The organism is Duganella sp. Dugasp56, assembly GCF_047304105.1.
GTDB classification, from domain to species: Bacteria; Pseudomonadota; Gammaproteobacteria; order Burkholderiales; family Burkholderiaceae_D; genus Rugamonas; species Rugamonas hordei.
Map to the genome: position 1 here is coordinate 36,566 of NZ_JBGLYQ010000009.1, position 25,743 is coordinate 62,308.

The window sequence follows — 25,743 nt, forward strand, 5'->3', positions numbered from 1 at the left end:
AATAAATGCATATAGTTGCAGTTCGCCAACATTGCAGTATCAAATCGACAATGTGGCGATTCGGCGCTGGGTCGGCGGAAAACAGGGTGATTTAAGGGAGGAATTGCGGGTATGTCGCGCCAGGAGCGCCGTTACGCGGAATGGGAAACCTTCAAAAAGCAGCTACAGCGATTTCTAATACTATTACCAAGGCCAATGACGTTCGCAAACTTGTCTATACAAATTTTGCAGTGCAGCACGTCGACTCACCTGCCATTATACGCCCGGGCCGAGGACACTCGATACGGAATTCAGGTCGAAAGACTGCTGACGGTGATGACCGAGCGGCCCGCGCGGGCGAAAAAAGATGTCCCCATGGCGGCTTTATTGCTCAAGGCTGACGGCGCCTTTCAGTGCCGCAACGGCCGACCTGGCATCCCTGGCACGGCCGGCGGCGACATCATCCAAACCTTTGGAAGCCTCGTCGATCAACAGCAGATGTACCCGCCCGCGTTCGAGCTGATGATGATAATCCAGCCGCGCCGCGTCTATCAACGCAACGTAGCTCACTCCGTTCTTGGTAATAATCTTCTCAGCGCCGGCCTTGACCTCGTCCGCCAATTCAGAAAGATTGGCGCGTGCTTGCGAAAGCGGCACGATATCAGCAGCAGAAATCGCCATAACACCTCCGGATAGTACAAAATTTTGGACATGATACGCCAGTGACGGCAGCCGCTCGGCTGCTGCGTGAGCGGCCGGATAGCGGCCATCGCCGCACTGAAACCTTGCTGCCTGAATACATACGCTGGGTGTCTCCCCGATGTCCCTCTAGCAAATCTACTGAAATTTTTACTGAAATCTGCTGAATTGAACTTTGCCTTACTGAGCTGGTCTAACTCAGTAGGACTCAGAGAATTTCAGTAGACCTCAGTGAGGAGAACAGCATGTTTGCTACAGTAAGCGTGAATGTCGCACCCGCCACCCTGCTCGCCCTGATGGATCGGCTCCGCGAAACCGGTTCGCCCGCCGATCCGGCCGAAGCGGTTGATGCCGCGATCCGCCACTGGCTCGCGACCTCGGCAAGCGTGCCGCCGGCCGAACCGCGCGGCTACCAATGGAAAACGCTGTTCCTGCCCGAGGGCACGTGGTTGCGCATGGCTTACCGCAACGACCATGAATATGCAATCGTCGAAGGCGACCACATCATGTACAAAGGCCGCGCCGTCTCGCCCAACCAGTTTGCCAGCGCTTTCGCCGACAGCGTGCGCAACGCCTGGCAAGATATCTCGATTCGCATGCCCGGAGAAAAGAACTGGAAAAGGGCCAGCCTGCGCCGCAGGGAACTGGCCCGCGCCGCAGCCGACGCTCCCCCCTGCTCCGTTGCAAGCCCACCAGCGACGCCAGCCGCTCCTGCCGCGCGCGCTGATCTCACAAAATCAACGGCCACGATCCAGTCATTGACGCCCTCTGTGCCTCGCAACACCGGCCCCGGCCAGGGCTGGACCGAACCGGAACGCCGCAAATACCGCTTCCGGCTTGAAGATGTGGCCTTCGAGTGAGCCCTCTATGTAGCAATCCAGGCTTTTGAGCGCTCCACCGCGCGCCCCCACTGCCCCAGCAACTCAGCGCGGCGGTCGGCCGGCATGGCCGGCTCGAAGCGGCGCTCGCACGACCACTGCGCGGAGATTTCTTCCTGCGTGTCCCAGAAGCCCACCGCCAGCCCGGCCAGATAGGCCGCGCCCAGCGCGGTGGTCTCCGTCACGGTCGGCCGCACCACCGGCACGCCCAGCAAATCGGCCTGGAACTGCATCAGCAGGTCGTTGCGGGCGGCGCCGCCGTCGGCGCGCACCTCGGCCAGCGGTATCGCCGCATCCTTCTGCATCGCCGCCATCAGCTCGGCGCTTTGATAGGCGATCGCCTCCAGCGCGGCGCGGGCGATGTGGGCGCGGTTGCTGCCGCGGCTCATGCCGACCAGCGTGCCGCGCGCGTACGGATCCCAGTGCGGCGCACCCAGCCCGACAAAGGCCGGTACCATGAACACGCCGCCGCTGTCGGGCACGCTGGCGGCCAGCGCCTCGACGTCGCTGGATTTCTCGATGATGCCCAGGCCGTCGCGCAGCCACTGCACCGTGGCGCCACCCATGAACACGCTGCCTTCCAGCAGGTAGTCGGTGGCGCCGTCGATCCGCCAGCCCACCGTGGTCAGCAGGCGGTTGTGCGAGGCCACCGGATGCCGGCCCAGGTGCATCAGCATGAAGCAGCCGGTGCCGTAGGTATTCTTGACCATGCCCGGCAGGTGGCAGGCCTGGCCGAACGTGGCCGCCTGCTGGTCGCCGGCGATGCCGGCCACCGGGATCTCCGCGCCGAACAGCGCGGCCCTGGTATTGCCCACCTCCTCGCTCGACGACACCACCTGCGGCAGCATCTCTTCCGGAATATCGAACAGCTGCAGCAGGTCGTGGTCCCAGCGCATCAGGTGTATGTTGAACAGCATCGTGCGGGCGGCATTGCTGACGTCCGTCACGTGGCGCCCGGTCAGCTTGTAGACCAGCCAGCTGTCGATGGTGCCGAACGCCAGCGCGCCGTTGCGGGCCCGCTCGCGCGCGCCCGGCACGTGGTCGAGCAGCCATTTGAGCTTGGTGGCGGAGAAATAGGCGTCCAGCTCGAGGCCGGTGATCGACGTGATCTTTTTAGCCTTGCCGTCGGCGCGCAGCGCTTCGCAGACGTCGGCCGTGCGGCGGTCCTGCCAGACGATGGCCGGCGCGATCGGCTCGCCGCTCTTGCGGTCCCACACCACGGTGGTCTCGCGCTGGTTGGCGATGCCGATGGCGAGGATCTGGTGGCTGTCGACGTGATGGTCGTGCAGCACCTTGCGGGCCACGGTGAGCTGGCTGTTCCAGATCTCGTTCGGGTCGTGCTCGACCCAGCCGGGCTGCGGAAAATGCTGGGGAAACTCTTGCGCCGCGCTGCCGCAGATCTGTCCCTGATGGTCGAACAGGATGGCGCGCGAACTGGTGGTGCCTTGATCCAAGGCCAGTATGTATTTTTTCATCGGCAATGTCCCCGGTCGTCGCAGCGTGCGCTTCGATCCGGCGGCCGCCGCGAAATCATTGTTAGTTGAAGCAAGCCGATAGGCCGGATTTTGTTACGGCGCAGGCGAACCTGCGCTATGACAGCCATTCCTCTAGGCGCTGGATTACTCCAGCGCTCAAGCTTCCTACCCGCACGCTCCGCGAGCAGCATCATCGCGTGCCTATTTGGAATTGCACCAGGTGGAGGTTACCGCGTTTCACCGTAACTTAATACGCTCGTCTCTGTGGCCCTATTCCTCGCCTTATACCCTGGGCTTGCGCTTGCGGCTTTCAGCGGACGGCCGTTAACCGTCACCCCGCTCTGTGGAGTCCGGACCTTCCTCCCGCCAGGCATTACGCGCTGGCCAGCGGCTGTCTGGCTTGCTTCAGGCGGTATTGTACCAGTCCGGCCATCCAAATCTGAAATTTGGTGTCGCCATTAGAAAAGCCGCTGCCCCGCCCCGGCCGTAGAATGAGGCACACCGTGATGTACACCTATAATATCGATAAGGCCCGCACAATGACGCAACCATCCCGCACCGGCGGCCAGATCCTGGTCGACGCCCTGAAGATCCACGGCGTGGACACCGCTTTCGGCGTACCCGGCGAAAGCTATCTGGACGTGCTCGACGCGCTGCACGATTCCGACATCCGCTTCATCATCAACCGCCAGGAGGGTGGCGCCGCCTTCATGGCCGACGCCTACGGCAAGATGACCGGCAAGCCCGGCATCTGCTTCGTCACCCGCGGACCGGGCGCGACCAACGCCTCGATCGGCGTGCACACCGCGTTCCAGGATTCGACGCCGATGATCCTGTTCATCGGCCAGGTCGGCAACGACTTCGTCGACCGCGAAGCGTTCCAGGAAATCGACTACCGCCGCATGTACGGCCAGATGGCCAAGTGGGTGGCGCAGATCGACCGCGCCGACCGCGTGCCCGAATATATCGCCCGCGCCTTCCAGATCGCCACCAGCGGCCGTCCGGGCCCGGTGGTGCTGGCGCTGCCGGAAGACATGCTGACCGCGATGGCCACCGTGGCCGACACGCGCGCCTACCAGCCGGTGCAAGCCTCGCCCGCCGCGTCGCAGATCGCGCAAGTGCGCGGCATGCTGGCCGGCGCGAAGAAGCCGCTGGTCCTGCTGGGCGGCGGCGGCTGGAACGCGCAAGCCTGCGCCGACCTGCAGGCCTTCGCCGAAGCCAACCACCTGCCGGTGGCCTGCGCCTTCCGCTTCCAGGACCTGCTCGACAACGCCCACCCGAACTACATCGGCGACGTCGGCATCGGCATCAATCCGAAACTGGCCGCGCGCGTGCGCGAAGCCGACGTGATCCTGGCCATCGGCCCGCGCCTGGGCGAGATGACCACCGGCGGCTACGCGCTGATCGCCGCGCCGGTGCCGGCCCAGCGCCTGATCCACGTCCACGCGGACGCCGAGGAACTGGGCAGCGTCTACCAGGCCGAGTTGATGATCAACAGCGGCATGCCGCAAATGACGGCGATGCTGGCCGCGATGGCGCCGCTCGACAGCGGCGCGTGGCAAGCCAGCGTGGCCGAAGCGCGCGCCGACCTGGCCGCGTGGCAGAAGCAGCCTCCGATCTTCCAGGACGGCGCCGCGCCGCTGGACCTGTGGCAGGTGGTGCAGCAGATCGACCAGATCGCCCCGCACGACACCATCATCACCAACGGCGCCGGCAACTACGCCACCTGGGCGCACCGCTTCCACAGCTACGGCGGCATGCGCACGCAGCTGGCGCCGACCAGCGGCGCGATGGGCTACAGCGTGCCGGCCGGCGTGGCGGCCAAGATCATCGCTCCCCGGCGCACCGTGATCACCTTTGCCGGCGACGGCGAGTACATGATGAACGGCCAGGAGCTGGCCACCGCCGTGCAGTACCGGGCGGGCGTGGTCATCATCGTGTTCAACAACGGCATGTTCGGCACCATCCGCATGCACCAGGAGCTGCACTACCCGGGCCGCGTGTCCGGCACCCAGCTGCACAACCCGGACTTCGCGGCGCTGGCCGTGGCCTATGGCGGTCATGGCGAGGTGGTCGATACGACGGCGGCATTCGGCCCGGCGCTGGAACGCGCGCTGGCCTGGGCCAACGGCAAGAACCTGCCGGCCGTGATCGAACTGCGCTACGACGGCAACCTGATCACGCCGGGTGCGACCCTGGAAACCATCCGCAAGAACGCGCAGGCGGCCAAGGCCGCGAAGTAAGCCGCCAATGGAAAAACCGCCGGCTCAGAGGCCGGCGGTCGTGGTCTTGACTGGATCGACGTACGGCGCCGGGGCCGTCTCTCCGTCTTCATCCTTCTCTTTCTTGTGCTTGGGCGCGGGACAGGCGCGGCAGGCGCCGGCCTTGCGCCCGAAATCGGTCACCAGCGACAGCCGCATCGGCACCGCCTCGTCGCCGCAATAGCCGCCGTCGAGCACCAGCGTCCTGCCGCCATCGGCCAGCTTGCCGTTGATGGTGCGCTCATCCTCGTCCGGCGGCTGCACGGTGAAATACAGCTGCTGGCCGCGCGGGTCTATCGTGACGTCGCTGGCCACCACCGGCCAGCTCAGGCCGCCGGCCGTGTATTCATACAACACCGTATCCACTTCTGAAAACCGTTGCAGCGTGATGCGCTGGCCGCCGAACTCGCCGCTGTCCGGATGGATGCACAGGTCGGAGTACACCACCATGCCGTAGCGCGGCAGGCCGCCGGGGGCGGACTTGCGCGACAGCTTGGGCGCGGCGAACACCGCGCAGGACGCCAGCAGGATGGAACCGGCCAGCACGGCACGTCGGGTAGTCATCATGGTAAGGGCTTTCAGAAATGAACAACGGCTGCACCAGGCAGCCGTTGTTGATTCTAACTGATTAAATCAGATTAGAAGGAGTGACGCATGCCGACGTTGAACGCCTTGTCGCCGCTACCGACGTCGGTGTTGCCACCAACGGTGTAGCTTGCGCCGTTCTTGTTCTTGATCTTGGCGTACGACACGTAGGTGCTGGTGCGCTTCGACAGAGCGTAGGAGTAACCCACTGCCCATTGGTCGGCGTCGCGGTTAGCAACTTCTTTGTCGTTCTTGCGGATCCACGAAGCCATCACGGTACCAGCGGTGTCGCCCACTGGTGCGGTCAGACCCAGCAGGGTGTCGTTGCTGTCTTGCGAAGCCACTGGCGCCACGGTGTAGCCGTATGGGTTGCTGGTGTTGGCCAGGGCGGCGCTGTTCAGGCCCTTGTCCTTGCCGAAGGCGACGTATGCCTTGACGACTTTGAAGTCGTAGTTGGCAGCGATCAGGGCGTTGTGGCCCATGCCGTTGGTTTTCACGGTGGCGGTGTCGTTGTTGCGGCTGTTGTAAGCCGCGGCAACGTTCAGAGGACCGTTGGTGTAGCCAACCGAAGCGCCGATCTGACGGTTTGCCGAAGCGTCGCCAGCGGTTTCACCGACGCTGTACGAAACCGCGCCCTGGAAGCCTTCCAGGTTAGGGGTTTTGTAGACAACGGCGTTGTCGTTGCGGGTCTGTGCGCCAGCAACTGGGAAGATGTTCTTGGCGGTACCAGCGTAGCCCAGTGCGAATGGATCGGCCACGTCGCGCAGGGTTTCGTAGTACGGGGTGTACTGACGACCCAGGGTCAGGGTGCCGGCGGTCTTCGAACCGATGCCGACGTAGGCTTCGCGGTTGAACAGCTTGTTGTTGGTGTTGTCCAGCGAGCCGTCGTCGATTTTCACGCCGGCTTCCAGTTTGAAGATGGCGCTCAGACCGCCACCCAGATCTTCGGTGCCTTTGAAGCCCAGGCGGGAAGCCGAAGCGGTGCCGCTGGCTACTTTGGTGACATTGCCAGCTGCGCCACCGCGCTCGCTAACGATACCGGCGTCGACGATACCGTAGATCGTTACGTTCGACTGTGCGAAGGCTGCGGAGCTCATTGCGCCCAGTACGGCGATGGAGATAAGGGATTTTTTCATTGCGTGTTTCCTTCAGTTGTGTTGCTGTAAAAAGGTAAAGCTAGTCTTACGCTTAAATTCGGTGCTTATCGGCGCCACCAGCAGGCGCCGTCTGTGCGTGAGGGCATACTCCCCAGCTGCCACTGTGCGGTCCCGGTAGCCGGGACGGCGTTCACATAAGTTGCGGCCGATTTAATCGACGCCGGCTTTATCGCAGTGCACAAAGGCACCGGAGGCGGCACTATACTGATGCTTTGCTTTTCTATCAAGTGTAAATGCATTCATGTTGACTGTTGTTATGCATGCCAGATGATCAAAGCGCCAGCATTTTACCGCATCGCAATATTTCTTGCCGAGCAAGCGAACTAGCCCAGTATTTCCGCACGATGAACCAGTGCAGCAGCCCGTTGTGCGGGCTGCCCTGGTAACAAATGCAAGATCTATGCATGCGCGACCACATCGTTGTCGGACCAAGTAAAAATAGCCACTTTGCTATTTCTGACGCCATTTTATACTGAAGCCCCCGCGCGCCCGCCTCTACCGAATGGTAATAAGCTTACAACTCAAGACAATGTTCGGCAGTTTCCGACGGCAAAATAGCCCAGGCGCCAACTTTGCTCATAGTGATACCCCTTTATTTGTGTACTAAATTTTGTGCCGTCGGAAAAGTGTTGCGTTGCATCAGCAATTTGTAAGAAATTGCTACTTGTTGCTGTTTTACGACAAAACCAGCGACAACTCTTGCATATTTCCATGGAATGCGCTGCGAATGGTGCAGCGTCTGCATGAATGAAATGCATACAGGCAAGCGGCATGTCGTTTCGAGAAATTCCGCCGCTTGCAACACATTTTTCCCCCGTTACAAAAAATTTTGTCTATGACAAAACCGGGGGATGGGCGATAAATAGTTAATTAGTTCCCGATGTCAACTGTGTGTCGTGGACAAGGTGTTTTCCATGACTTATACAGAGCAAAACACGATGTGCATGCATTACTTTCAGGCGCGAAAGGAATGTAAAATGCAGGTCGCGTTATGCCCGCCTCACGCTAGCGCACTGTGCACCCAGACCCTGTGCCAACCCTCGCGACTGTCAAAAACGGCGGCCGCATATGCCTGATGACAACTACAGCTTCTTCACAAACAGTTCCTAGCACGATCAGCGACGTCGAGCGCGACACCGGCGTCGCCAAGGAAACCCTGCGCGTGTGGGAGCGGCGCTACGACTTCCCCCAGCCCCTGCGCGACCCGAACGGCGAGCGCGTCTACCCCATCGAACAGGTGCAAAAGCTACGGCTGGTCAAGCGCCTGATCGACCTCGGCTTCCGTCCCGGCAAGGTGATCCAGTACAGCGCGGACGAGCTGCAGGCGCTGACCGGCCAGGCCACCAGCAAGCTCGGCGGGCCGTCGGTGCCGCCGCCGGAGCTGCAAACCTATCTGGACCTGTGCAAGAGCCATCAGATGGAGGCGCTGCGCCGCAAGCTGTCGCAGGCGCTGCTGATGATGGGCCTGAAGAGTTTCGTCATCGAACTGGTCGCCCCGCTGACTTCGCTGATCGGCGAGGCCTGGGCCAGCGGCCAGCTGGCCACATTCGAGGAACATCTATATACCGAGTCGCTGACGGTGGTGATGCGCAGCGCCATCTTCGCCATGCCGCAGGCCAACGCCAACAACGTCGGCGCGCCGCGCATCATGCTGACCACCTTGCCGCAGGAGCGCCACGGCCTGGGCCTGCTGATGGCCGAGGCCATGTGCGTGGCCGAAGGCGCCCACTGCATCTCGCTGGGCGTGCAGACGCCGCTGCTCGACATCGTCGAGGCGGCGCGCGTGCAGCGGGTCGACATCATCGCCCTGTCCTTCTCCGTGGCCATGAACGCGCGCCAGGCGCTGGACGGCCTGGCCGAGCTACACTTGCGCCTGAACGGCAGCGTCGAGCTGTGGGCCGGCGGCGGCAATGCCGCGCTCAAGCGGCGCCGGCCGTCGTACGTGCGGGTCTACGCGCTGTCCGACATCAGCGCCGCCATCGCCGAATGGCGCCAGCGCAACGGTCCCGCCGCCAGCTGAAACGTTGTCATTCCGGTAGCAATCCGGGGCCGCCAGGCCGGGCTCTGGTAAAATACGCGCATTTCCCCGTGTCCGGCGCTGCCGGGCATCTGCTTGAAGCGCCCCCAACCACATATCCATGTTTAGTTTCTTCAAGAAAAAACCTGTCGCCCCGGAAGTGCCTGAGCTTAAACCCCTGGCACCGGCCCCCACCCCTACCGTTGAAACCGCCCCCGCTGCCGTCGAGCCGCTGCTGCCGATCGAAGAGCCGGCGCAGAAACTGTCGTGGATGTCGCGCCTGAAGGCCGGCCTGTCCAAGACCTCGAACAACCTGTCCATCCTGTTTGTCGGCGCCAAGATCGACGACCAGCTGTACGACGAGCTGGAAGCGGCGCTGCTGATGTCCGACGCCGGCATCGACGCCACCCAGTACCTGCTGGACGCGCTCAGGCAAAAGGTCAAGGACGACAAGCTGCTGGACGCGGCCGCCGTCAAGGCCGCGCTGAAACAGCTGATGATAGACCTGCTGCTGCCGCTGCAAAAGCCGTTCGAACTGGGCCGCCATAAACCGATGGTGATGATGATTTCCGGCGTCAACGGCGCCGGCAAGACCACCACCATCGGCAAGCTGGCCAAGCACATGCAGGCCAACGGCCAGTCGGTGCTGCTGGCCGCCGGCGACACCTTCCGCGCCGCCGCCCGCGAGCAGCTGATGGTCTGGGGCCAGCGCAACAACATCACCGTCATCTCGCAGGAGTCCGGCGACCCGGCCGCCGTGTCGTTCGACGCCGTGCAGTCCGGCAAGGCCAAGGGCCTGGACGTGGTCATGATCGACACCGCCGGCCGCCTGCCGACCCAGCTGCACCTGATGGAAGAGCTGAAAAAGATCAAGCGCGTCATCGGCAAGGGCCTTGAAGGCGCACCGCACGAAACGCTGCTGGTGATCGACGGCAATACCGGGCAAAATGCGCTGGCGCAAGTCAAAGCCTTCGACGACGCCCTGCAGCTGACCGGCCTGGTGATCACCAAGCTCGACGGCACGGCCAAGGGCGGCGTGCTGGCGGCGATCGCCCGCGTGCGTCCGGTGCCCGTGTATTTCATCGGCATCGGCGAAAAGATTGAAGACCTGCAGCCGTTCGTGGCTGCCGAATTTGTCGAAGCCCTGCTTGGATAACCCTTCGGATCCTTACATGATCGAATTCCGGAACGTCTCGAAACAATATTCCCCCGATGCGACGGCGCTGCGCGACGTCACGCTCACGGTAGAAAAAGGCGAACTGGTCTTTCTCGCCGGCCCGTCCGGCGCCGGCAAATCCACGCTGCTGAAGATGATCGCGGCCATGGAGCGCCCCAGCGCCGGCCAGGTCATCGTCAACGGCCAGGACATCGCCCGCATCAAGCCGGCCGCCGTGCCTTTCCTGCGGCGCAACCTGGGCCTGATTTTCCAGCAGCAGCGCCTGCTGACCGACCGCTCCATCCTGGCCAACGTCATGCTGCCGCTGCTGGTCACCGGCGCCTCGCGCGGCCAGGCCGAGCAGCGCGCCCGCGCCGCGCTCGACAAGGTCGGCCTGCTCGAACGCGCCCATGCCCAGCCGCTGGCCCTGTCCGGCGGCGAGCAGCAGCGGGTATCGATCGCGCGCGCCATCGTCAACCGGCCGCAGGTGATCCTGGCCGACGAGCCGACCGCCAACCTGGACCGCGCCAGCGCCAACAAGGTGCTCGATGCGCTCAAGGCCTTCCACTCGGTCGGCGTGACCTGCGTGATCTCCAGCCACGACGAGCAGATGCTCGACTCGGCCGCGCGCGTCATCCACCTCAATCAAGGTCAGCTGGAGGTGGCGGCATGACGCACTGGTTCCGCCAACACCGCTACGCGCTGGCCGCCGCGCTGGTCCACCTGCGCCGTTCGCCGGGCGGCTTCCTGTTCAATATATTAGTGGTGGCGATCGCGCTGGCGCTGCCGTTCACCGGCGTCACCCTGCTCGACAATGTGCGGCCGATGTCCGAGCAGCTGTCGGTCGATCCGGAAATCAGCGTGTTCCTCAAGCAGGACACGCCGCGCGAGCAGGCCGAGGCGCTGGCCGCGCCGCTGCGCCAGACGGTCAAGGACAAGCAGGCCAAGATCATCTTCACGCCGCGCGAAAAGGCGCTGGACAACCTGAAGGACAAGAGCGGCCTGGCCGACGTGCTGACCACGCTGGGCGAGAACCCGCTGCCCGACAGCTACGTGCTCAAGCTCGACGCCTTCCGCAACGCCCAGGCCGGCGGCGACGTCGACCAGCTGGCCGAACAGATCCGCGCGCTGCCCGGCGTCGACACGGTGCAGGTCGACTCGGCCTGGGTCAAGCGCCTGGCCGCGCTGCTCAACGTGCTGCGCCTGGCCCTGCTGCTGCTGGCCGCGACCCTGGGCACGGTGGTGGTGGCGGTGATCTTCAACACCATCCGCCTGCAGGTGATGACGCAGCGCGAGGAAATCCTGGTGTCCAAGCTGATCGGCGCCACCGACAGCTTCATCCACCGCCCCTTCTATTACACCGGCGCCCTGCTGGGCCTGTGCGCCGGCGGCCTGGCGCTGGGCGCGGTGTCGCTGGCGCTGCGCCCGCTGAACATCGCGATTGCTGAATTTGCAAGATTGTACGCGTCCGAGTTCCAGCTGGCGCCGCTGCCGCCGCTGGCCATGGCCGCCCTGCTGGCGCTGTCCGCCGGCCTCGGCCTGATCGGCGCGCTGCTGTCCGTGCAGCGCCATCTGTCCAAGCTCAACTGATCCCTCAGCCTTTCCGTGCGTCCGCGCACGGAAACGGCTCCCGCCCCGCCCTATCATTAAGCTTGGCCTAAGCTCCAACGCGCATGCTTGATTTATCAGAAGCCATGATGCTTAAAAACGTCATAGTATTTTTACTATCAGGGCGATAAATATCTGGTGATTGGCACTCAACGAAGGAGAGTGCTAATATATGTGAACTGAAGAGCAAATGAGTTCTCTGCAGCAACAGTCACACCATCGAGCAAAGGAATGAAAATGAATATGATGTCCGCACCGACTGCATTGGTCCCCGCCACCAATAGCGCACTGGGACTCGGGTTCACTGGCAACCTGGGGAACCTGGACGCCTATATTTCGGCCGTCAACCGCCTGCCGATGCTGACCCACGCTGATGAAATCTCGCTGGCCAAGCGGCTCAAGGAAAAGAACGACCTCGGCGCCGCCCAGGAACTGGTGCTGTCGCACCTGCGCCTGGTGGTGTCGATCGCGCGCGGCTATCTGGGCTATGGCCTGCCGCACGCCGACCTGATTCAGGAAGGCAATATCGGCCTGATGAAGGCCGTCAAGCGCTTCGACCCCGACCAGGGCGTGCGCCTGGTGTCGTACGCGATGCACTGGATCAAGGCCGAGATGCACGAGTACATCCTGAAAAACTGGCGCCTGGTCAAAGTGGCGACGACGAAGGCACAGCGCAAGCTGTTCTTCAACCTGCGCAGCCACAAGACCGGCCTGGACGCGATGACGCCGGCGCAGATCGACAGCCTGGCCAAGCTGCTGGACGTCAAGCGCGAAGAAGTGATCGAGATGGAAACCCGCTTGAGCGGCCGCGACATCGCGCTGGAATCGCCGAACGACGACGAGGACGACAAGTTCGCCCCGATCGCCTACCTGTCGTCCGAGGCCAGCGAGCCGACCCGCGTGCTGGAAGCCGAACAGGTGACCCGTTTGCAGTCGGAAGGCCTGGAAGAAGCGCTGGGCAAGCTGGACGCCCGTTCGCGCCGCATCGTCGAAGCCCGCTGGCTGGCCAATGACGACGGCTCCGGCGCCACGCTGCACACGCTGGCCGACGAATTCGGCGTATCGGCCGAGCGCATCCGCCAGATCGAATCGGCCGCGCTGAAGAAAATGAAGGGCTCGCTGGCCGCTTTTGTTTAAGCCAGCCGGGTAAAAAATCCCCTCCTGCCCGAACGCATGCAAGATCGCGTTCGGTGCCGCAGGGGATTTTTTTGCTTTACGCTGCCAGGCCCTTGGCCAGCAGCTCGGCGACCAGCTGGTTCATCTCCAGCTCGCGCGCCTTGGCCTGGGCATGCAGCTGCTGCACCAGGTCGCCGTTGAGCTTGACCGCGAACGGCACCAGCCCCAGTTCCTGGTCGCGCTTGCGCTGCTCGCGCTTGTCGACGACGTCGGCCACCTTGCCGAAACCAGCCGCTCCTGGGGCCGCCACCTTGCCCATCAGTTTTTTGGCGTCACTTTTCGCCATGCCGGTTTTTTTCATGAGGGATATCCTGATTGATTCAAAGCAGACATTCTACGCAGCTTGTGCCGGCCGCGCCGACTTAGTTTGAGCCAGCGCTGTCGGCGTGCAGTTCGTGCGCCGCCGGTATGATCTTTTTGTTAAGCTTGCTTCCACTTGGATGGAGGTCCACAATGAAAACCACGAATTTGCGTGCCATATTGCGTCCGATGCTGCGCCAGCTGATCGTCCTGCCCGTGCTGGTCGCCATCATGGGCATGCTGCACGCCTGCGGCTCCGCGTCCGGCATGGGCAAGGCGGCCGCTCCCGCGGCGCAACGCTTCACCGCCACCTACGTGCTGCAGCAAGGCGGCAGCGTGACCATCGCGCAGGCCGCCACGCCAGGCCTGGCCGGCGCCACCGCCAGCGCCCCCGTCGTCAAGCTGGAACGCGTCAACGACAGCCGCTGCCGTATCGGCGCGGTCTGCGTCTGGGCCGGCTACATCAGCTACAGCTTCACGCTGACCGGCACCGACGGCAGCACCAGCAGCTTCGTGCTGTCCGACAGCATGCCGAACGGCAAGCCCAGCGTCACGCAAAACGGCCTGACGTTCACGCTGGCCGGCGTCGAGCCGCAAGCGGTCCCGGCCAAGAATGAAGCGACGCCGGATTATCGGGTAAGCTTGAGGGTAAGCAACGCTCCCTCATCCTAACCCGACCCAGCGACCACATGACAACGATACGCCGTCCCGCCCGCACCGTCCTCGTTTCTTCCATCATCCTCACGCTGGTCCTGCCGCCGGCCGCCTTCGCCAAGACGCCGGTGGCCACCGGCACCGGCGGCGCCGTCGCCACCATCAGCGAACCGGCGTCGAAAGCCGCGCTGGCCATTCTCAACAAGGGCGGCAACGCCATCGACGCGGCGGTTGCGGCGGCGGCCACGCTGGGCGTGACCGATCCGTTCAGCTGCGGCATCGGCGGCGGCGGCTTCATGGTCATCTACCTGGCCAAGGACAAGCGCGTCATCACCATCGACCACCGCGAAACGGCGCCGGCCAGCTTCACGCCGACCGTGTTCCAGGAAAACGGCAAGGAGATGAACTTCGAGCAGGTGGTCGCCAGCGGCATGTCGGTTGGCGTGCCCGGCGCGGTGCGCGGCTGGCACGAGGCGCTGGACCGCTACGGCTCGATGTCGTTCAAGCAGGTGCTGGCGCCGGCGATCGCCGTCGCCACCGACGGCTTCAAGGTCAACGAGAATTTCTCCCACCTGATCGAGATGAGCCGCGACAAATTCAGCATGTTCCCCGATACCGCCGCGCTGTACCTGAAGGACGGCAAAGCCATCGCGCCCGGCGCCACGCTGCGCAATCCCGGCATGGCCAAGGCCTACCGCGAAATCGCGGCCGGCGGCGTCAAGGTCTTCTACGAAGGCAAGATCGGCCGCGCGGTGGTCGATACCGTCAACCAGCCGAAAGTGGCGGCCGGCGTGCGCGTGCGCTCCGGCAGCATGACGATGGCCGACCTGGCCAACTACGAAGTGCGCCTGCGCCAGCCTGTGCACAGCACCTATCGCGGCTACGACTTGTACGGCATGCCGTTGCCGAGCAGCGGCGGCGTTGCCGTGGCCGAAGCGCTGAACATCCTCGAGGGCTACGACCTCAAGTCCATGCCGCGCGAAAAAGCCGAGCACCTGTACATGGAAGCGAGCCGCCTGGCCTTCGCCGACCGCAACGCCTACCTGGCCGACCCGGAATACGTCGAGGCGCCGGTGGCCGGTCTGCTGAACAAGGATTACGCCGCGCGCCGCCGTGAACTGATCAATCCGGCCCAGGCCAGCGTGCAGGCCCCGGCCGGCGACCCGTATCCATTCCAGAACGACGTCAGCGTGCCTCTGCGTCCCAACGCCAACAAGCTGCTGGCCGAAGGCGCGCACACCACCCACCTGACGGTGTCGGACAAGGACGGCAATATCGTCTCCTATACCTACACCATCGAATCGTGGGGCGGCAGCGGCATCACCGTGCCGGGCTATGGCTTCCTGCTGAATAACGAGATGACGGACTTCGATTTCTCCGGCCCGCATCCGAACGTGCCGGAAGCGGGCAAGCGCCCGCGCAGCAGCATGTCGCCGACCTTGGCATTCAAGGACGGCAAGCCGGCGTTCTCGGTCGGCAGCCCTGGCGGCGCCACCATCATCACCACCGTGCTGCAGACGATCTTCAACTACGTCGACCTCGGCATGTCGATGCCGGACGCCGTCAACGCGCCGCGCCTGTCCGAACGCAACGGCATGGCGACCGATGTGGAACCGGGCTTCGCCGGCACACCGCAAGCGCTGGCGCTGGAGAAAAGCGGCCAGCACTGGAGCAAGACGCCGGAGGAAATCGGCGCCGCCAACGCGCTGGTGTTCAACCCAGACGGCACCGTCACCGCCGTCAGCGAAGGCCACCGCCATGGCGTCGGCAGCGCGCTGGTGCAGAAATCAGCGCACTAGGCTGAATAGCGGGATGCGGGCGTTGGGCGAACGGCGGTAAGTCCAGTTCAATGCCTTCAGCATCGCCGCCCCAGGGGCGACGGCGATCGCCGACATCAGCGACTCCATGGCGCCGGTGGCGATCGCACAGGCCAGCGCATTGCCAGGGCAGGCGTGGATGCCATGGCCGAAACCGAACTCGCGGCCCTTGCCCAGCGGATCGCGGCTGGCGGCGGCCAGCACCAGCAGGATTGTTTGGCCGGCCCTCAACTGCGCGCCGCCGATCTCGCAATCCCGCGCGACGAAGCGGCGCGTGTTCTGCACCGGCGGATCGAAACGGCTCACCACCCGCACCAGCGCTGCGGCGTCTTCCGGACCGCTGCGTTCTTCCTCCGGCTGGCGTGCCAGCGCCAGCACGCTGTTGCCGACCAGGCCAGCCGTGGCTTCATACGTCTGCGACAGCAGGCCGACCAGATTGGCCAGCAAGGCGTGCGATTCGTTCCACCCCACCGCCTCTGCCTCCGCAATCACCAGCGACAGCAAGCTGCCCTCCGAGGCAGCAGGTGCGCTGCGCATCAGCGTCTTGAAGCTCTCCAGCAGCGCCTGCGCCGCCATGTGGGCGCGCTCGATTTGCGAAGCGTCGCTGAACGGTGACAGGCAGGCCACAAACTCGCCCATCCATGACGCCACCGCAGGCAGCTGGCTGTCCGCAAAGCCGATCAGGCTGGCCATGGCCGACACCGGCACCTCGAACATCCACGACGCCAGGCCATCATCACGCCACAGCTCAGCGCCTATCCGCGCCGCGCGCCGCCGGGCCTCATCGGTGCCGACACCGGCCAGCGCCCGCTGCAAGGCCAGCTTGGGCTGCGTGTGCCGCTCGCCATCATTCATGCGCACCAGCGCGCCGAACACCTGGCCCGCCGCGCCGCCCGCAATCGCCGCCGGCACCGGCTCGGCCAGCGGCCGTACGCGGCAATCCGGGTGCTGCATCACCGCTGTCACGCCGGCGGCGCTGGCGGCGATCCACAAGCCGAGGCCGTCGTCGAAATGCAGCCCTTGCCGCGCGGCGAGGCTGTCGTAATATGGATAGGGATCGGGATGCGTGACCGCGTCCAGGGCGTTTCGGGGAGGAGTGTGAGAGGTCGTCATGTGGATAGAATGCCAGCAATTTCACCGCGATAGTTAGGCCTGCGCCGAAGCAAGGCCGTTGCTAAGCCATGTTTAAGGATACAACGTCAACATGCCGCTACGGTATCGCTCACAAGGGAGATGAAATGAAAAACTGGATGCGCGCCAACAAGGGCTTCTTGCTGTTCCTGATGCTGTTCGGGATCTTCCGCACCGCTGTCGCCGACTGGAATCCTATCCCGTCCGCCTCGATGCACCCCAACCTGCTTGAAGGCGACGTGGTCTTCGTCAACCGCCTGGCCTACAACGTCAAGGTGCCGCTGACCGACATCGTCATCGGCACCACCGGCGAGCCGCAGCGCGGCGACATCGTCACCTTCTCGTCGCCCACCACCGGCATCCGCCTGATCAAGCGCGTGATCGCCTTGCCGGGCGACCGCGTCGAGATGCGCAACGAGCAGCTGATCATCAACGGCGAGCAGGCCGGCTACGCGGCGCTGGGCCACGGCACCGAAACCATCAAGGGCGTGGGCGACCTGGCCGCCGTGCGCGTGCGCGAATCGCTGGGCCAGGATCAAGGCACAGGGCATCCTATCCAGCTGCTGCCGCAGTTGCAGGCGCGCCGCAATTTCGAGCCGGTCACCGTGCCGCCCGGCCAGTACATGATGTTGGGCGATAACCGCGACAACAGCGAAGACTCGCGCTACATCGGCCTGGTGCCGCGCGCGCTGCTGATCGGCCGCGCCGAGCGCGTGCTGGCCTCGGCCGACATCACCGGCAACTGGCATCCGCGCACCGAACGCTTCGGAATGAGCCTGTATCCCTCCCCGTGATGCTGCCCTTCGCGCCATGGCGATGTTATGATAGCTAGATAATTTCATAACATTGCCGAGGCCGTCATGGCGGCGGCGCGAGGGTTAACATGATCGAATTCCAGGGACTGTCCAAGATCTATGGCGGCTTCAGCGCCGTCAAACCGCTGACGCTGACCGTCAAACGCGGCGAAGTGTTCGGCTTCCTCGGCCCCAACGGCGCCGGCAAAACCACCACCATCCGCATGATGATGGGCATCCTGGTGCCCAGCGCCGGCCACGTGCTGATCGACGGCCTCGATTGCCACGCCGAGCCGGCGGAGGTCAAGCGCCGCGTGGGCTACCTGCCCGACACGCCGATCTTCTACGACTACCTGCGCGGCCGCGAGATCCTGCAATTCGTCGCCGAGATGCACGGCTTCGAGCGCGCCGAGGCGGCCCGCCGCGGCGCCAGCCTGCTGGCCGAGTTCGGCCTCGAGGAAGCGGCCGAGGACTACGCCGTCAACTACTCGCTGGGCATGAAGAAGCGCCTCGGCCTGGCCTGCGCGCTGATCCACGACCCTGCGGTGCTGATCCTCGATGAACCAATCAACGGCCTCGATCCGCGCGCCTCGCGCGACGTGCAGGAGCGCCTGCTGGCGGCAGCTGCGCGCGGCGTCACCATCTTCGTCTCCACCCACCTGCTGGACATGGCGGAAAAGCTGTGCGACCGCGTCGGCATCATCCACCACGGCCAGCTGGCGGCCACCGGCACGCTCGACGAAATCCGCGCAGAGGCTTCGGCCAGCGGCTCGCTGGAAGACGTGTTCCTGAAGATCACCGACGAAGCGGCGGCGGAGAGCGCCGAATGACGCAGCAAACAGCACAACCGCCGACGCAGGCGCGCGCCATCTGGCTGATGACAAAAATGCGCCTGACCCGCCAGCGCAATATGGTGGCCAATAACCTGTTCCGCAAATTCCGCAAGAAGAAGGCGCGCGACGGCATCGCCGGCAAAAAGAGTAGTCTGTGGGTGCTGACCTTGCTGATGGTGCTGTTCATGTCGTTCTCTTTCCTCAGCCTGTCGCGCAACGTGGTGCTCAACATGCAGTGCCACCTGGTGGCCGACAGCGCCTGCAACCAGGTCGACCAGCACGGCGCCCGCCAGGGCAATCTTGAAGCGTCCGCCGTCGAACTGCACAAGGCCCCGTTCGAGCCCGAGCTGGCCGGCGGCCTGACGATGGTGGTCACGCTGCTGTTCGGCATCGCCGTCCTGCTCCCGCTGGGCAGCAAGGAGCTGGCGCAACCCGACTGGGACATGGAATGGCTGGTGACCATGCCGGTCGAACGCTCGACGCTGTTGTGGGGACGGCTGCTGGAGCGCAGCGCCGCCAACTTCAGCGGCATGTTCGCGCTGTTGCCGCCACTGGCCATGATCGCCTGGTATTCGAACCTGGCCTGGTTCGCGCCGCTGGCGGCGCTGCTGGCGGCGCTCATGCTGCTGCCGCTGGCCGCCTTGCTGCATACGCTGGCCGACACCGGATTGCGTATGTGGCTGCCGGCCTCGCAGCTGCGCAACCTGCAGGCCGTCACCGGTTTGTTCAGCATGCCGCTGATCTACTTCGTCATGGCGCTTGGCATGCCCGGCGCCAGCGGCTTTGTGATGGACTGGGCGCGCGCCTTCCCGGCATGGGCCGGCTGGACGCCGCCGGGGCTGGTGCTGCAAGCGATGCAGGCGCCCGACTGGGGCCGGGCCGTGCACATCATCGCGATGCTGCTGGCGCAGACCGCGGTGCTGCTGTGGGCCGGGGTAGCGCTGATGCGCTACCAGCTGCGCAATGGCGTCGTCAATTCAGGTTCAAGGGAGAGCGTGCGGCGCAAGCTGCCGGCTGCCTCCAGCGGCAACCTGCGCAGCCGGCTGTCCAACGCGCTGTCGCCGATCAAGCGCCGCGAGCTGCGGCTGCTGAGCCGCGACCGCAACTTCCTGGTGCAAACGCTGCTGCTGCCGGTGGTGATCGTCGTCAGCCAGATGGTCTTCAACGGCAAGCTCAATAGCCTGGCGGAGCTGGGCCAGCACCACACCACCGCCGCCGCCATCGCCTTCGGCATCGGCGTCTACGTGCTGATGCTGTCGGCCTTCCAGACGCTGAACAACGAAGGCCAGGTACTGTGGCTGCTGTACACCGTGCCGCGCTCGATCGAGAGCGTGTTGAAGGAAAAAGCCCAGCTGTGGGGCGTGCTGACCATGGTCTATCCACTGGTCGTCATCGGCATCAGCGCCTGGTACACCACGCAGTTCGACTGGACCATGCTGGTGCTGCTGCTGATCGTCTTCGCCGGCATTCCGATCTACTCGGTGATCGCCGTCTCGCTGGGCGTGTTCGCCTGCGATCCGCAGGCGGTCGACGTCCGTTCCCGCGTGCGGCCGACCTACATCTATCTCTACATGCTGCTGGCCAGCTTCTACACCTGGTCGATCTACAGCAGCGTGTGGTCGCAAAAGCTGGTGGTGATGGTGCTGATCGCATCGATGGCGCTGGCCTTGTGGCAGAAGGCGCGCGACGCCCTGCCCTATCTGCTCGATCCGGCCGCAGCTCCGCCGCCGCGCGTATCGACCTCCGACGGGCTGATCGCCGCCACCGCCTTCTTCATCCTGCAGGGCATCGTCGTGCTGGTGATCGCGCGGGACCCGAAGGCCATCGATCCGAAATCCATGACCATCGCCTTCGCCGCGGCCGGCGCGCTGGTATATGCGCTGATGCGCTTCAGCTACTGGCGCAGCAAGGCGGCCGGCGTGCCGGCCATCCTGCGCGGCGGCGATGTCGCGCAATCGCTGCGCCATGGCGCGCTGACGGCCGGCGTGGCGTGTATCGCCGGCGTGGGCTACCTGGCCGCGCTGCACCACTCGGCGCTGTGGGCGGACGTCGCCCGGCAGACCGCGGCATCGACAGGCGGCCGTGGCTGGATCATGCTGCTGGCCGTGGTGGCCGCGCCGTTGTGCGAGGAATTCATCTTCCGTGGCCTAATCTACGGCGGCCTCCGGCGCTCGATATCCGCGCCGCGCGCCATGCTGATGAGCGCAGCGGTCTTCGCCGTGGTCCATCCGCCGCTGTCGATGCTGCCGGTATTCGCGCTGGGCCTGTGCACCGCGTGGACCTACGAGCGCAGCAAAAGCCTGCTGGCGCCCATGCTGGTCCACGCCTCATACAACGCGGTCATTCTCGGTTCGCAGCTCTGGCTATTACCTTGATCTCGAAATCGAAACCGTACAACCAGGTGACGCCGACAGCGGTAACGGTAGGATGCGGCGCATCGCCCCAGAACTCGCCGACGACGGACCAGATGCGCTCGAACCTCGTCGCCGGATCGACCATGAACACGGTGACGTCGACGACATCCTCGAAACTGCCGCCCGCCGCAGCCAGGATCGCGTTCAGGTTCTCGAATGCCTGGCGCACCTGGGCTTCCAGCTCGGGCTCCGGCGAGCCGTCGGGCAGACTGCCGACCTGCCCCGACACGAACAGAAAGCCATTGGACCGGATCGCCGGCGAATAACGGTTGCGCTCATACAGCGCCTGGCGGCCGGCGGGAAAAACTACGTCGCGTACAGACATGACTAACTCCTACAGTGATGGGATACCGAGACTGTAGAAAAATCCCGCCGAACGATAAACAGGCAAGACGTACAATGACTGTTTGGCGATCCCAAACAATCGAACCCGAAAACCCATGGACAGATTCGACACGCTGCAGGCGTTTGCCCGTGTAGTGGAAGCAGGCAGCTTCACCAAGGCGGCGCAGACGCTCAATATGAGCAAGACCACGGTGTCGCAGCTGGTGCAGCAACTGGAGGCGCGCCTGCGCGTCAAACTGCTGAACCGCACCACGCGGCAGGTCAAGGTTACGCCGGAAGGTGCGGCCTACTACGAGCGCGTGGTGCGCCTGCTGGGCGACCTGGAAGATGCGGACCATGCGCTGGCCGGCGATCTCGCCGCACCGCGCGGACGCCTGCGCATCGATGTTCCCAGCCCGTTCGCGCGACTGATACTGATGCCGGCGCTGCCGGAGTTCCACCGGCGCTATCCGGAGATCCAGGTCATCATGGGCGTGAGCGACCGCAATGTCGATGTCATTGGCGAGAACGTCGACTGCGTGCTGCGCGGCGGGGAAATCACCGTGCCGTCGCTGGTGGCGCGCCGCGTCGCGAACTTGCGGCTAGGCGCATACGCCGCGCCGGCCTACCTGCGCGGCGCGGGAACGCCGGCGCATCCCCGCGACCTGGAGCAGGCGCCGCATCACATCGTCGGCTTCCTGCGCTCCGGCAGCGGCACCATCGCGACCGCACGCATCAGGCGCCACCGCAACGGCGCGGAAGAATCGCTGGAATTGAAAGGCCGCTACGTGGTCGCGGCCGATGACGGCAACGCCTGCCTGGCGGCGGGACTGGCCGGCATGGGCGTGCTCTGGCTGCCGCGCTACATGGCGGCGCCGCACGTGGCGGCAGGCGAACTGGCCACCCTGTTCGAGGACTGGCAGCTCGATCCCATGCCTTTATACCTCGCCTATCCGCAGAACCGCCACCTCAGCGCCAAGCTGCGCGTGTTCATCGGGTGGATAGACGAGCTGGTGGCCGCCACTCAGTCCTTGTAGCGCATTTCCGCCAGCGCGAAGCCGCCACCGTGATAGGTGACGGCGGCGTTCGGCCCGGGATAGGCGCCGGTGGCCGGGAATTTGGCCGCGAACTGCGCCGAGCTGTCCTTTGCGTTGAAGCCCAGATGAGAGGCCTTGCTGTTGTCCCACCACTTGGACTGGTTGTCCGAGACGCCGAACAGGATCGTAAAGCCCACGCGCGGGGCAAACAGCGAGCAGCGCAGCGCCTCGACCAGATCGTCGTAGCTGAGCCACGTCACCATCATGCGCGGATCGACCGGTTCCGGGAACGACGAGCCGATGCGCAGGCAAACCGTCTCCAGACCGGTGCGGTCGAAGTAGTAGCTCGCCAGCTGCTCGCCGAAGCATTTGCTGACGCCGTAGAAGCTGTCCGGGCGCGTGCGGGCGTCCGCGTCGATGTAGTCGGTGTTGCGGTAGAAGCCGACGGTGTGGTTCGAGCTGGCGAAGATGATGCGCTTGACGCCGTGCTTGTGCGCGGCCTCATACAGGTTGGCCGTGCCGACGATATTGGCCGAGACGATGTTCTCGAACACGTTCTCGGTCGAGATGCCGCCGAAATGCAGCACCGCATCCACGTCTTCGAGCAACTTCATCACGGCCGGCTTGTCGGCCAGGTCGCACTGGATGATTTCCTCGCCTTCGCGGGCCTCGCCCATGTCGGCGATATCGGACAACACCACCACATCCGCCCAGGGCTTGATGCGGTCGCGCAGGATTTTACCCAGGCCGCCGGCGGCGCCGGTCAGCAGCAATCGTTTGAATGGTTTGGTCATTTTCAGGTCTCGTGTCTATTCTCGTGTTTTCAGGTCACCGGGGCCGGGTTGAACAGCACCAGTGCATTATGCAGCTTCCATTTTTCCGCCCAGGTACGGCGTCCGCTGGCGACATCCAGCAACAGCTGGAACATCTCCCAGCCGACGTCCGCGATGGTGGCCTCGCCGCTGGCGATGCGGCCGGCGTTGATGTCCATCAGATCGTGCCAGCGGGCGGCCAGCTCGTTGCGGGTGGCGACTTTAATCACCGGCACTTCGGCCAGGCCGTACGGCGTGCCACGGCCGGTGGTAAAGACGTGCAGGTTCATGCCGGCCGCCACCTGCAGCGTGCCGCAAATGAAATCGCTGGCGGGCGTGGCGGCGTAGATCAAACCCTTTTGCGTCAGCTTCTCGCCCGGCGACAGCACGCCCGAGATCGCACTGCTGCCCGACTTGACGATGGAGCCCATCGCCTTCTCCACGATGTTGGACAGGCCGCCCTTCTTGTTGCCGGGCGTGGTGTTGGCGCTGCGATCGACGCCGCCGCGCTTCAGGTAATTGTCGTACCACTCCATCTCGCGGATCATCGCTTCGGCCACTTCCGGCGTGGCGGCGCGCGAGGTCAGCTGGTCGATGCCGTCGCGGACTTCGGTCACCTCGGAAAACAACACGGTGGCCCCGGCGCGCACCAGCAGGTCGGTGGCAAAGCCCACGGCCGGGTTGGCGGTCACGCCGGAGAAGGCGTCGCTGCCGCCGCACTGCACGCCGACCACCAGCTCGGACGCCGGCACGGTCTCGCGCCGGCGCTTGTCCAGCGCGGCCAGGTTGATCTCGGCCTGCTTCACGATCGAATCGATCATCGACATGAAGCCGACATGCTGCGCATCCTGCAGGCAGACCAGCGCCGGATCGGCGCCGCCGCCGTTCTGGATCGGGATCGAACCCTTGGGGAACAAGCGCGTCGGCTGCAGCTTTTCGCAACCGAGGCTGACCACCATGGCCTGGCCGCCGAAGTTCGGGTTCAAGCTGATATTGCGCAGCGTGCGGATCGGCACCATCGCGCCCGGCGCGTCGATCGCCACGCCGCAGCCGTAGGTGTGCTCCAGGCCGACGACGTCGTCGACGTTCGGATACTTCGGCAGCAGTTCGTCCTTGATGCGCTTGACCGCGACTTCCACCACGCCCGCCACGCACTGCACGGTGGTGGTGATGGCCAGGATGTTGCGCGTGCCGACGCTGCCGTCCGGATTGCGGAAGCCCTCGAAGGTGTAGCCCTCCAGCGGCTCGGCCGGCGGCGGCTTGACCGTGGCGATCGGCAGGTTGACCAGTTCGCGCGCGGCGGGCATGTCCACATTCTGTTCGTTGACCCAGCTGCCGGCGGCGATGTCGCGCGCCGCGTAGCCGATGGTGACGTTATAGCGCTTGATCGGGTCGCCCTTGGCCAGGCTGCTCAGCGCGACCTTGTGTCCCTGCGGGATCGCCTCCAGCAGCGCCAGGCCGCTGGCGAAGACGGCGCCGGCGGACAGGCCGCCGTCGTTGACGACAATCGCGACGTTATCGTTGTCGTGCATGAGGATGTAGCGCGGCGTACCTGCGCTCGTCGGTGTCGTCATCTGAATTCCTTTTCCGGGCCCAGGTCCCGGCGAACGTTGTTTTTGCGTTGTTTTTTAGTGCTGCAAAGTGGTCAGGCCAGTTGGTTCGTGGCCGGCCGGCCGCTGGTTGTGGCCTTGACGCCACAGCCTGAGAACCGCATTATTCCGGGGCTTCTCCCCTGAAAAAACCGGTCGTCATACGGCTGCTTGATGATTTTAGTATGACAGCTAAAAATTAATTTGGCTAGTCCACATTGCATATTTGGTCTGACCACCTTAGAATGGCCTGACCAGATGGCAAGACAATGCCACTAACGAGATGAGACAAATGTTGAAAAAATCTTCCGCTCCAGCCGACGGCAACACCCACGAACCGCGCTTGTACCGCGTGGTGGCCGACCGCATCCAGGAGCTGATCCAGAACGAAAACATCGCCGCCGGCGAACGCCTGCCGTCCGAGCGCGATCTGGCCGCCAAGCTCAGCGTCAGCCGCGCCTCGCTGCGCGAAGCGCTGATCGCGCTGGAACTGGGCGGCGTGATCGAAGTGCGCGGCGGCTCCGGCGTCTATGTCAGCGACGTGCCCGAGCCGGTCGCCGCCGACCTGCCGGAAGCGGGCGCCGGGCCGTTTGAAGTGCTGTCCGCGCGCCGCCTGATCGAATCCGAAATCGCCGCCATCGCCGCGCGCGTCGCCACCGACAGCGCCATCGACGCCATCCTCAAGGCGGTGGTCGAGATGGAACAGAACCACGCCAACTATTCAAGCAACGAGCAGGCCGACCGCAACTTCCACATCGCCATCGCGCGCGCCACCGGCAACAGCGCGCTGGTCGGGTCGCTGAACTACCTGTGGGACCAGCGCGGCCGCCTGTGGCACAAGCTCAAGGAACACTTCCAGACCGAGGAGCTGCGCCAGGAGACACTGAAGGATCACCGCCGCATCCTGGAGGCCATTGCCGCCCACGATCCGGCCGCGGCGCGCAAAGCCATGCGCGCACACCTCGAACGCGTGACCCGCACCTTCTCGCGCGGATGAAGCATCGGCAGTAGCCGCAGCAATAGCAGTAATAGCAGCAATACCGCAGG

The 25,743-nt window shown here is 64.4% G+C and carries 23 protein-coding genes and 1 other RNA gene; 14 read left to right on the forward strand and 10 right to left on the reverse strand.

What is annotated here, in order from left to right:
* Positions 1-363: 363 nt before the first annotated feature.
* Positions 364-660: a type II toxin-antitoxin system Phd/YefM family antitoxin gene (locus ACCD07_RS07965; protein WP_413447031.1), complete on the reverse strand. Its 297-nt coding sequence runs from the start codon at positions 658-660 to the stop codon at positions 364-366.
* A gap of 263 nt (positions 661-923) precedes the next feature.
* Between ACCD07_RS07965 and ACCD07_RS07970 the strand changes: the two genes are divergently transcribed.
* Positions 924-1,538 (forward strand): hypothetical protein, encoded by a 615-nt coding sequence (locus ACCD07_RS07970; protein WP_413447032.1) that lies wholly within the window; start codon positions 924-926, stop codon positions 1,536-1,538.
* Between the two features lie 5 nt (positions 1,539-1,543).
* Here the strand turns inward: ACCD07_RS07970 and glpK are convergent, their stop codons facing one another.
* Both glpK and rnpB read right to left on the reverse strand, forming a co-directional pair.
* Positions 1,544-3,031 carry a glycerol kinase GlpK gene (gene glpK / locus ACCD07_RS07975; RefSeq protein WP_413447033.1) on the reverse strand — a complete coding sequence of 496 codons (1,488 nt, stop codon included), beginning with the start codon at positions 3,029-3,031 and terminating at the stop codon, positions 1,544-1,546.
* Between the two features lie 63 nt (positions 3,032-3,094).
* Positions 3,095-3,438: RNase P RNA component class A (gene rnpB, locus ACCD07_RS07980), an RNA gene on the reverse strand.
* A gap of 132 nt (positions 3,439-3,570) precedes the next feature.
* Between rnpB and ACCD07_RS07985 the strand changes: the two genes are divergently transcribed.
* Positions 3,571-5,274, forward strand: coding sequence for a thiamine pyrophosphate-binding protein (locus ACCD07_RS07985; protein ID WP_413447034.1), 1,704 nt, complete (start codon positions 3,571-3,573; stop codon positions 5,272-5,274).
* A gap of 24 nt (positions 5,275-5,298) precedes the next feature.
* Here ACCD07_RS07985 and ACCD07_RS07990 read toward each other — a convergent pair whose 3' ends face one another.
* The gene (locus ACCD07_RS07990; RefSeq protein WP_353399785.1) at positions 5,299-5,859 is read right to left on the reverse strand and encodes a hypothetical protein; all 561 of its coding nucleotides are present in this window, start codon (positions 5,857-5,859) and stop codon (positions 5,299-5,301) included.
* Between the two features lie 71 nt (positions 5,860-5,930).
* On the reverse strand, positions 5,931-7,013 hold the full coding sequence (locus ACCD07_RS07995) for a porin (RefSeq protein WP_176654649.1): 1,083 nt from the start codon (positions 7,011-7,013) through the stop codon (positions 5,931-5,933).
* Positions 7,014-8,109: 1,096 nt separating this feature from the next.
* Here ACCD07_RS07995 and ACCD07_RS08000 point away from each other — a divergent pair.
* The 5 genes from ACCD07_RS08000 (at position 8,110) to rpoH (ending at position 12,952) form a co-directional block, all read left to right on the forward strand.
* On the forward strand, positions 8,110-9,054 hold the full coding sequence (locus ACCD07_RS08000) for a MerR family transcriptional regulator (protein ID WP_176654650.1): 945 nt from the start codon (positions 8,110-8,112) through the stop codon (positions 9,052-9,054).
* Positions 9,055-9,172: 118 nt separating this feature from the next.
* Positions 9,173-10,207, forward strand: coding sequence for a signal recognition particle-docking protein FtsY (ftsY, locus tag ACCD07_RS08005; RefSeq protein ID WP_413447035.1), 1,035 nt, complete (start codon positions 9,173-9,175; stop codon positions 10,205-10,207).
* Positions 10,208-10,223: 16 nt separating this feature from the next.
* Positions 10,224-10,880, forward strand: coding sequence for an ATP-binding cassette domain-containing protein (locus tag ACCD07_RS08010; protein ID WP_176654652.1), 657 nt, complete (start codon positions 10,224-10,226; stop codon positions 10,878-10,880).
* The gene (ftsX, locus tag ACCD07_RS08015) at positions 10,877-11,797 is read left to right on the forward strand and encodes a permease-like cell division protein FtsX (protein WP_413447036.1); all 921 of its coding nucleotides are present in this window, start codon (positions 10,877-10,879) and stop codon (positions 11,795-11,797) included. Before ACCD07_RS08010 ends, ftsX begins: the two co-directional genes overlap by 4 nt.
* A gap of 255 nt (positions 11,798-12,052) precedes the next feature.
* Positions 12,053-12,952 (forward strand): RNA polymerase sigma factor RpoH, encoded by a 900-nt coding sequence (gene rpoH / locus ACCD07_RS08020; RefSeq protein WP_176654654.1) that lies wholly within the window; start codon positions 12,053-12,055, stop codon positions 12,950-12,952.
* 76 nt (positions 12,953-13,028) lie between these two features.
* Here rpoH and ACCD07_RS08025 read toward each other — a convergent pair whose 3' ends face one another.
* On the reverse strand, positions 13,029-13,292 hold the full coding sequence (locus tag ACCD07_RS08025) for a hypothetical protein (protein ID WP_413447037.1): 264 nt from the start codon (positions 13,290-13,292) through the stop codon (positions 13,029-13,031).
* A 152-nt stretch (positions 13,293-13,444) separates the two neighbouring features.
* On the opposite strand from ACCD07_RS08025, the gene ACCD07_RS08030 reads away from it, so the two are divergent.
* A complete protein-coding gene (locus ACCD07_RS08030; protein ID WP_413447038.1) occupies positions 13,445-13,963 on the forward strand; it encodes a hypothetical protein in 519 nt (172 codons plus the stop codon).
* Positions 13,964-13,980: 17 nt separating this feature from the next.
* Positions 13,981-15,744 (forward strand): gamma-glutamyltransferase, encoded by a 1,764-nt coding sequence (ggt, locus tag ACCD07_RS08035; RefSeq protein ID WP_413447039.1) that lies wholly within the window; start codon positions 13,981-13,983, stop codon positions 15,742-15,744.
* On the opposite strand, the gene ACCD07_RS08040 is transcribed toward ggt, so the two are convergent.
* Positions 15,733-16,875, reverse strand: a complete 1,143-nt coding sequence (locus ACCD07_RS08040; protein ID WP_413447040.1) for a cytochrome P450 — start codon at positions 16,873-16,875, stop codon at positions 15,733-15,735. The two genes, ggt and ACCD07_RS08040, sit on opposite strands and share 12 nt — an antisense overlap.
* A 125-nt stretch (positions 16,876-17,000) precedes the next feature.
* Here ACCD07_RS08040 and lepB point away from each other — a divergent pair, with 125 nt between their 5' ends.
* The 3 genes from lepB (at position 17,001) to ACCD07_RS08055 (ending at position 20,895) form a co-directional block, all read left to right on the forward strand.
* On the forward strand, positions 17,001-17,687 hold the full coding sequence (gene lepB / locus ACCD07_RS08045) for a signal peptidase I (RefSeq protein ID WP_176654658.1): 687 nt from the start codon (positions 17,001-17,003) through the stop codon (positions 17,685-17,687).
* A gap of 89 nt (positions 17,688-17,776) precedes the next feature.
* The gene (locus ACCD07_RS08050) at positions 17,777-18,517 is read left to right on the forward strand and encodes an ABC transporter ATP-binding protein (RefSeq protein WP_176654659.1); all 741 of its coding nucleotides are present in this window, start codon (positions 17,777-17,779) and stop codon (positions 18,515-18,517) included.
* Positions 18,514-20,895, forward strand: a complete 2,382-nt coding sequence (locus ACCD07_RS08055; protein ID WP_413447041.1) for a CPBP family intramembrane glutamic endopeptidase — start codon at positions 18,514-18,516, stop codon at positions 20,893-20,895. Before ACCD07_RS08050 ends, ACCD07_RS08055 begins: the two co-directional genes overlap by 4 nt.
* Here ACCD07_RS08055 and ACCD07_RS08060 read toward each other — a convergent pair.
* A complete protein-coding gene (locus tag ACCD07_RS08060; RefSeq protein WP_176654661.1) occupies positions 20,861-21,259 on the reverse strand; it encodes a RidA family protein in 399 nt (132 codons plus the stop codon). The two genes, ACCD07_RS08055 and ACCD07_RS08060, sit on opposite strands and share 35 nt — an antisense overlap.
* A 115-nt stretch (positions 21,260-21,374) precedes the next feature.
* Here ACCD07_RS08060 and ACCD07_RS08065 point away from each other — a divergent pair, with 115 nt between their 5' ends.
* On the forward strand, positions 21,375-22,295 hold the full coding sequence (locus ACCD07_RS08065) for a LysR substrate-binding domain-containing protein (RefSeq protein WP_413447042.1): 921 nt from the start codon (positions 21,375-21,377) through the stop codon (positions 22,293-22,295).
* Here ACCD07_RS08065 and ACCD07_RS08070 read toward each other — a convergent pair.
* Together ACCD07_RS08070 and garD are read right to left on the reverse strand one after the other, a co-directional pair.
* The gene (locus tag ACCD07_RS08070) at positions 22,283-23,089 is read right to left on the reverse strand and encodes an NAD-dependent epimerase/dehydratase family protein (RefSeq protein ID WP_353399736.1); all 807 of its coding nucleotides are present in this window, start codon (positions 23,087-23,089) and stop codon (positions 22,283-22,285) included. The genes ACCD07_RS08065 and ACCD07_RS08070 overlap by 13 nt on opposite strands.
* A gap of 29 nt (positions 23,090-23,118) precedes the next feature.
* Positions 23,119-24,681, reverse strand: a complete 1,563-nt coding sequence (garD, locus tag ACCD07_RS08075; protein WP_176654664.1) for a galactarate dehydratase — start codon at positions 24,679-24,681, stop codon at positions 23,119-23,121.
* A 307-nt stretch (positions 24,682-24,988) separates the two neighbouring features.
* Here garD and ACCD07_RS08080 point away from each other — a divergent pair, with 307 nt between their 5' ends.
* On the forward strand, positions 24,989-25,693 hold the full coding sequence (locus ACCD07_RS08080; protein ID WP_176654665.1) for a FadR/GntR family transcriptional regulator: 705 nt from the start codon (positions 24,989-24,991) through the stop codon (positions 25,691-25,693).
* The last annotated feature ends 50 nt before the right edge of the window (positions 25,694-25,743 follow it).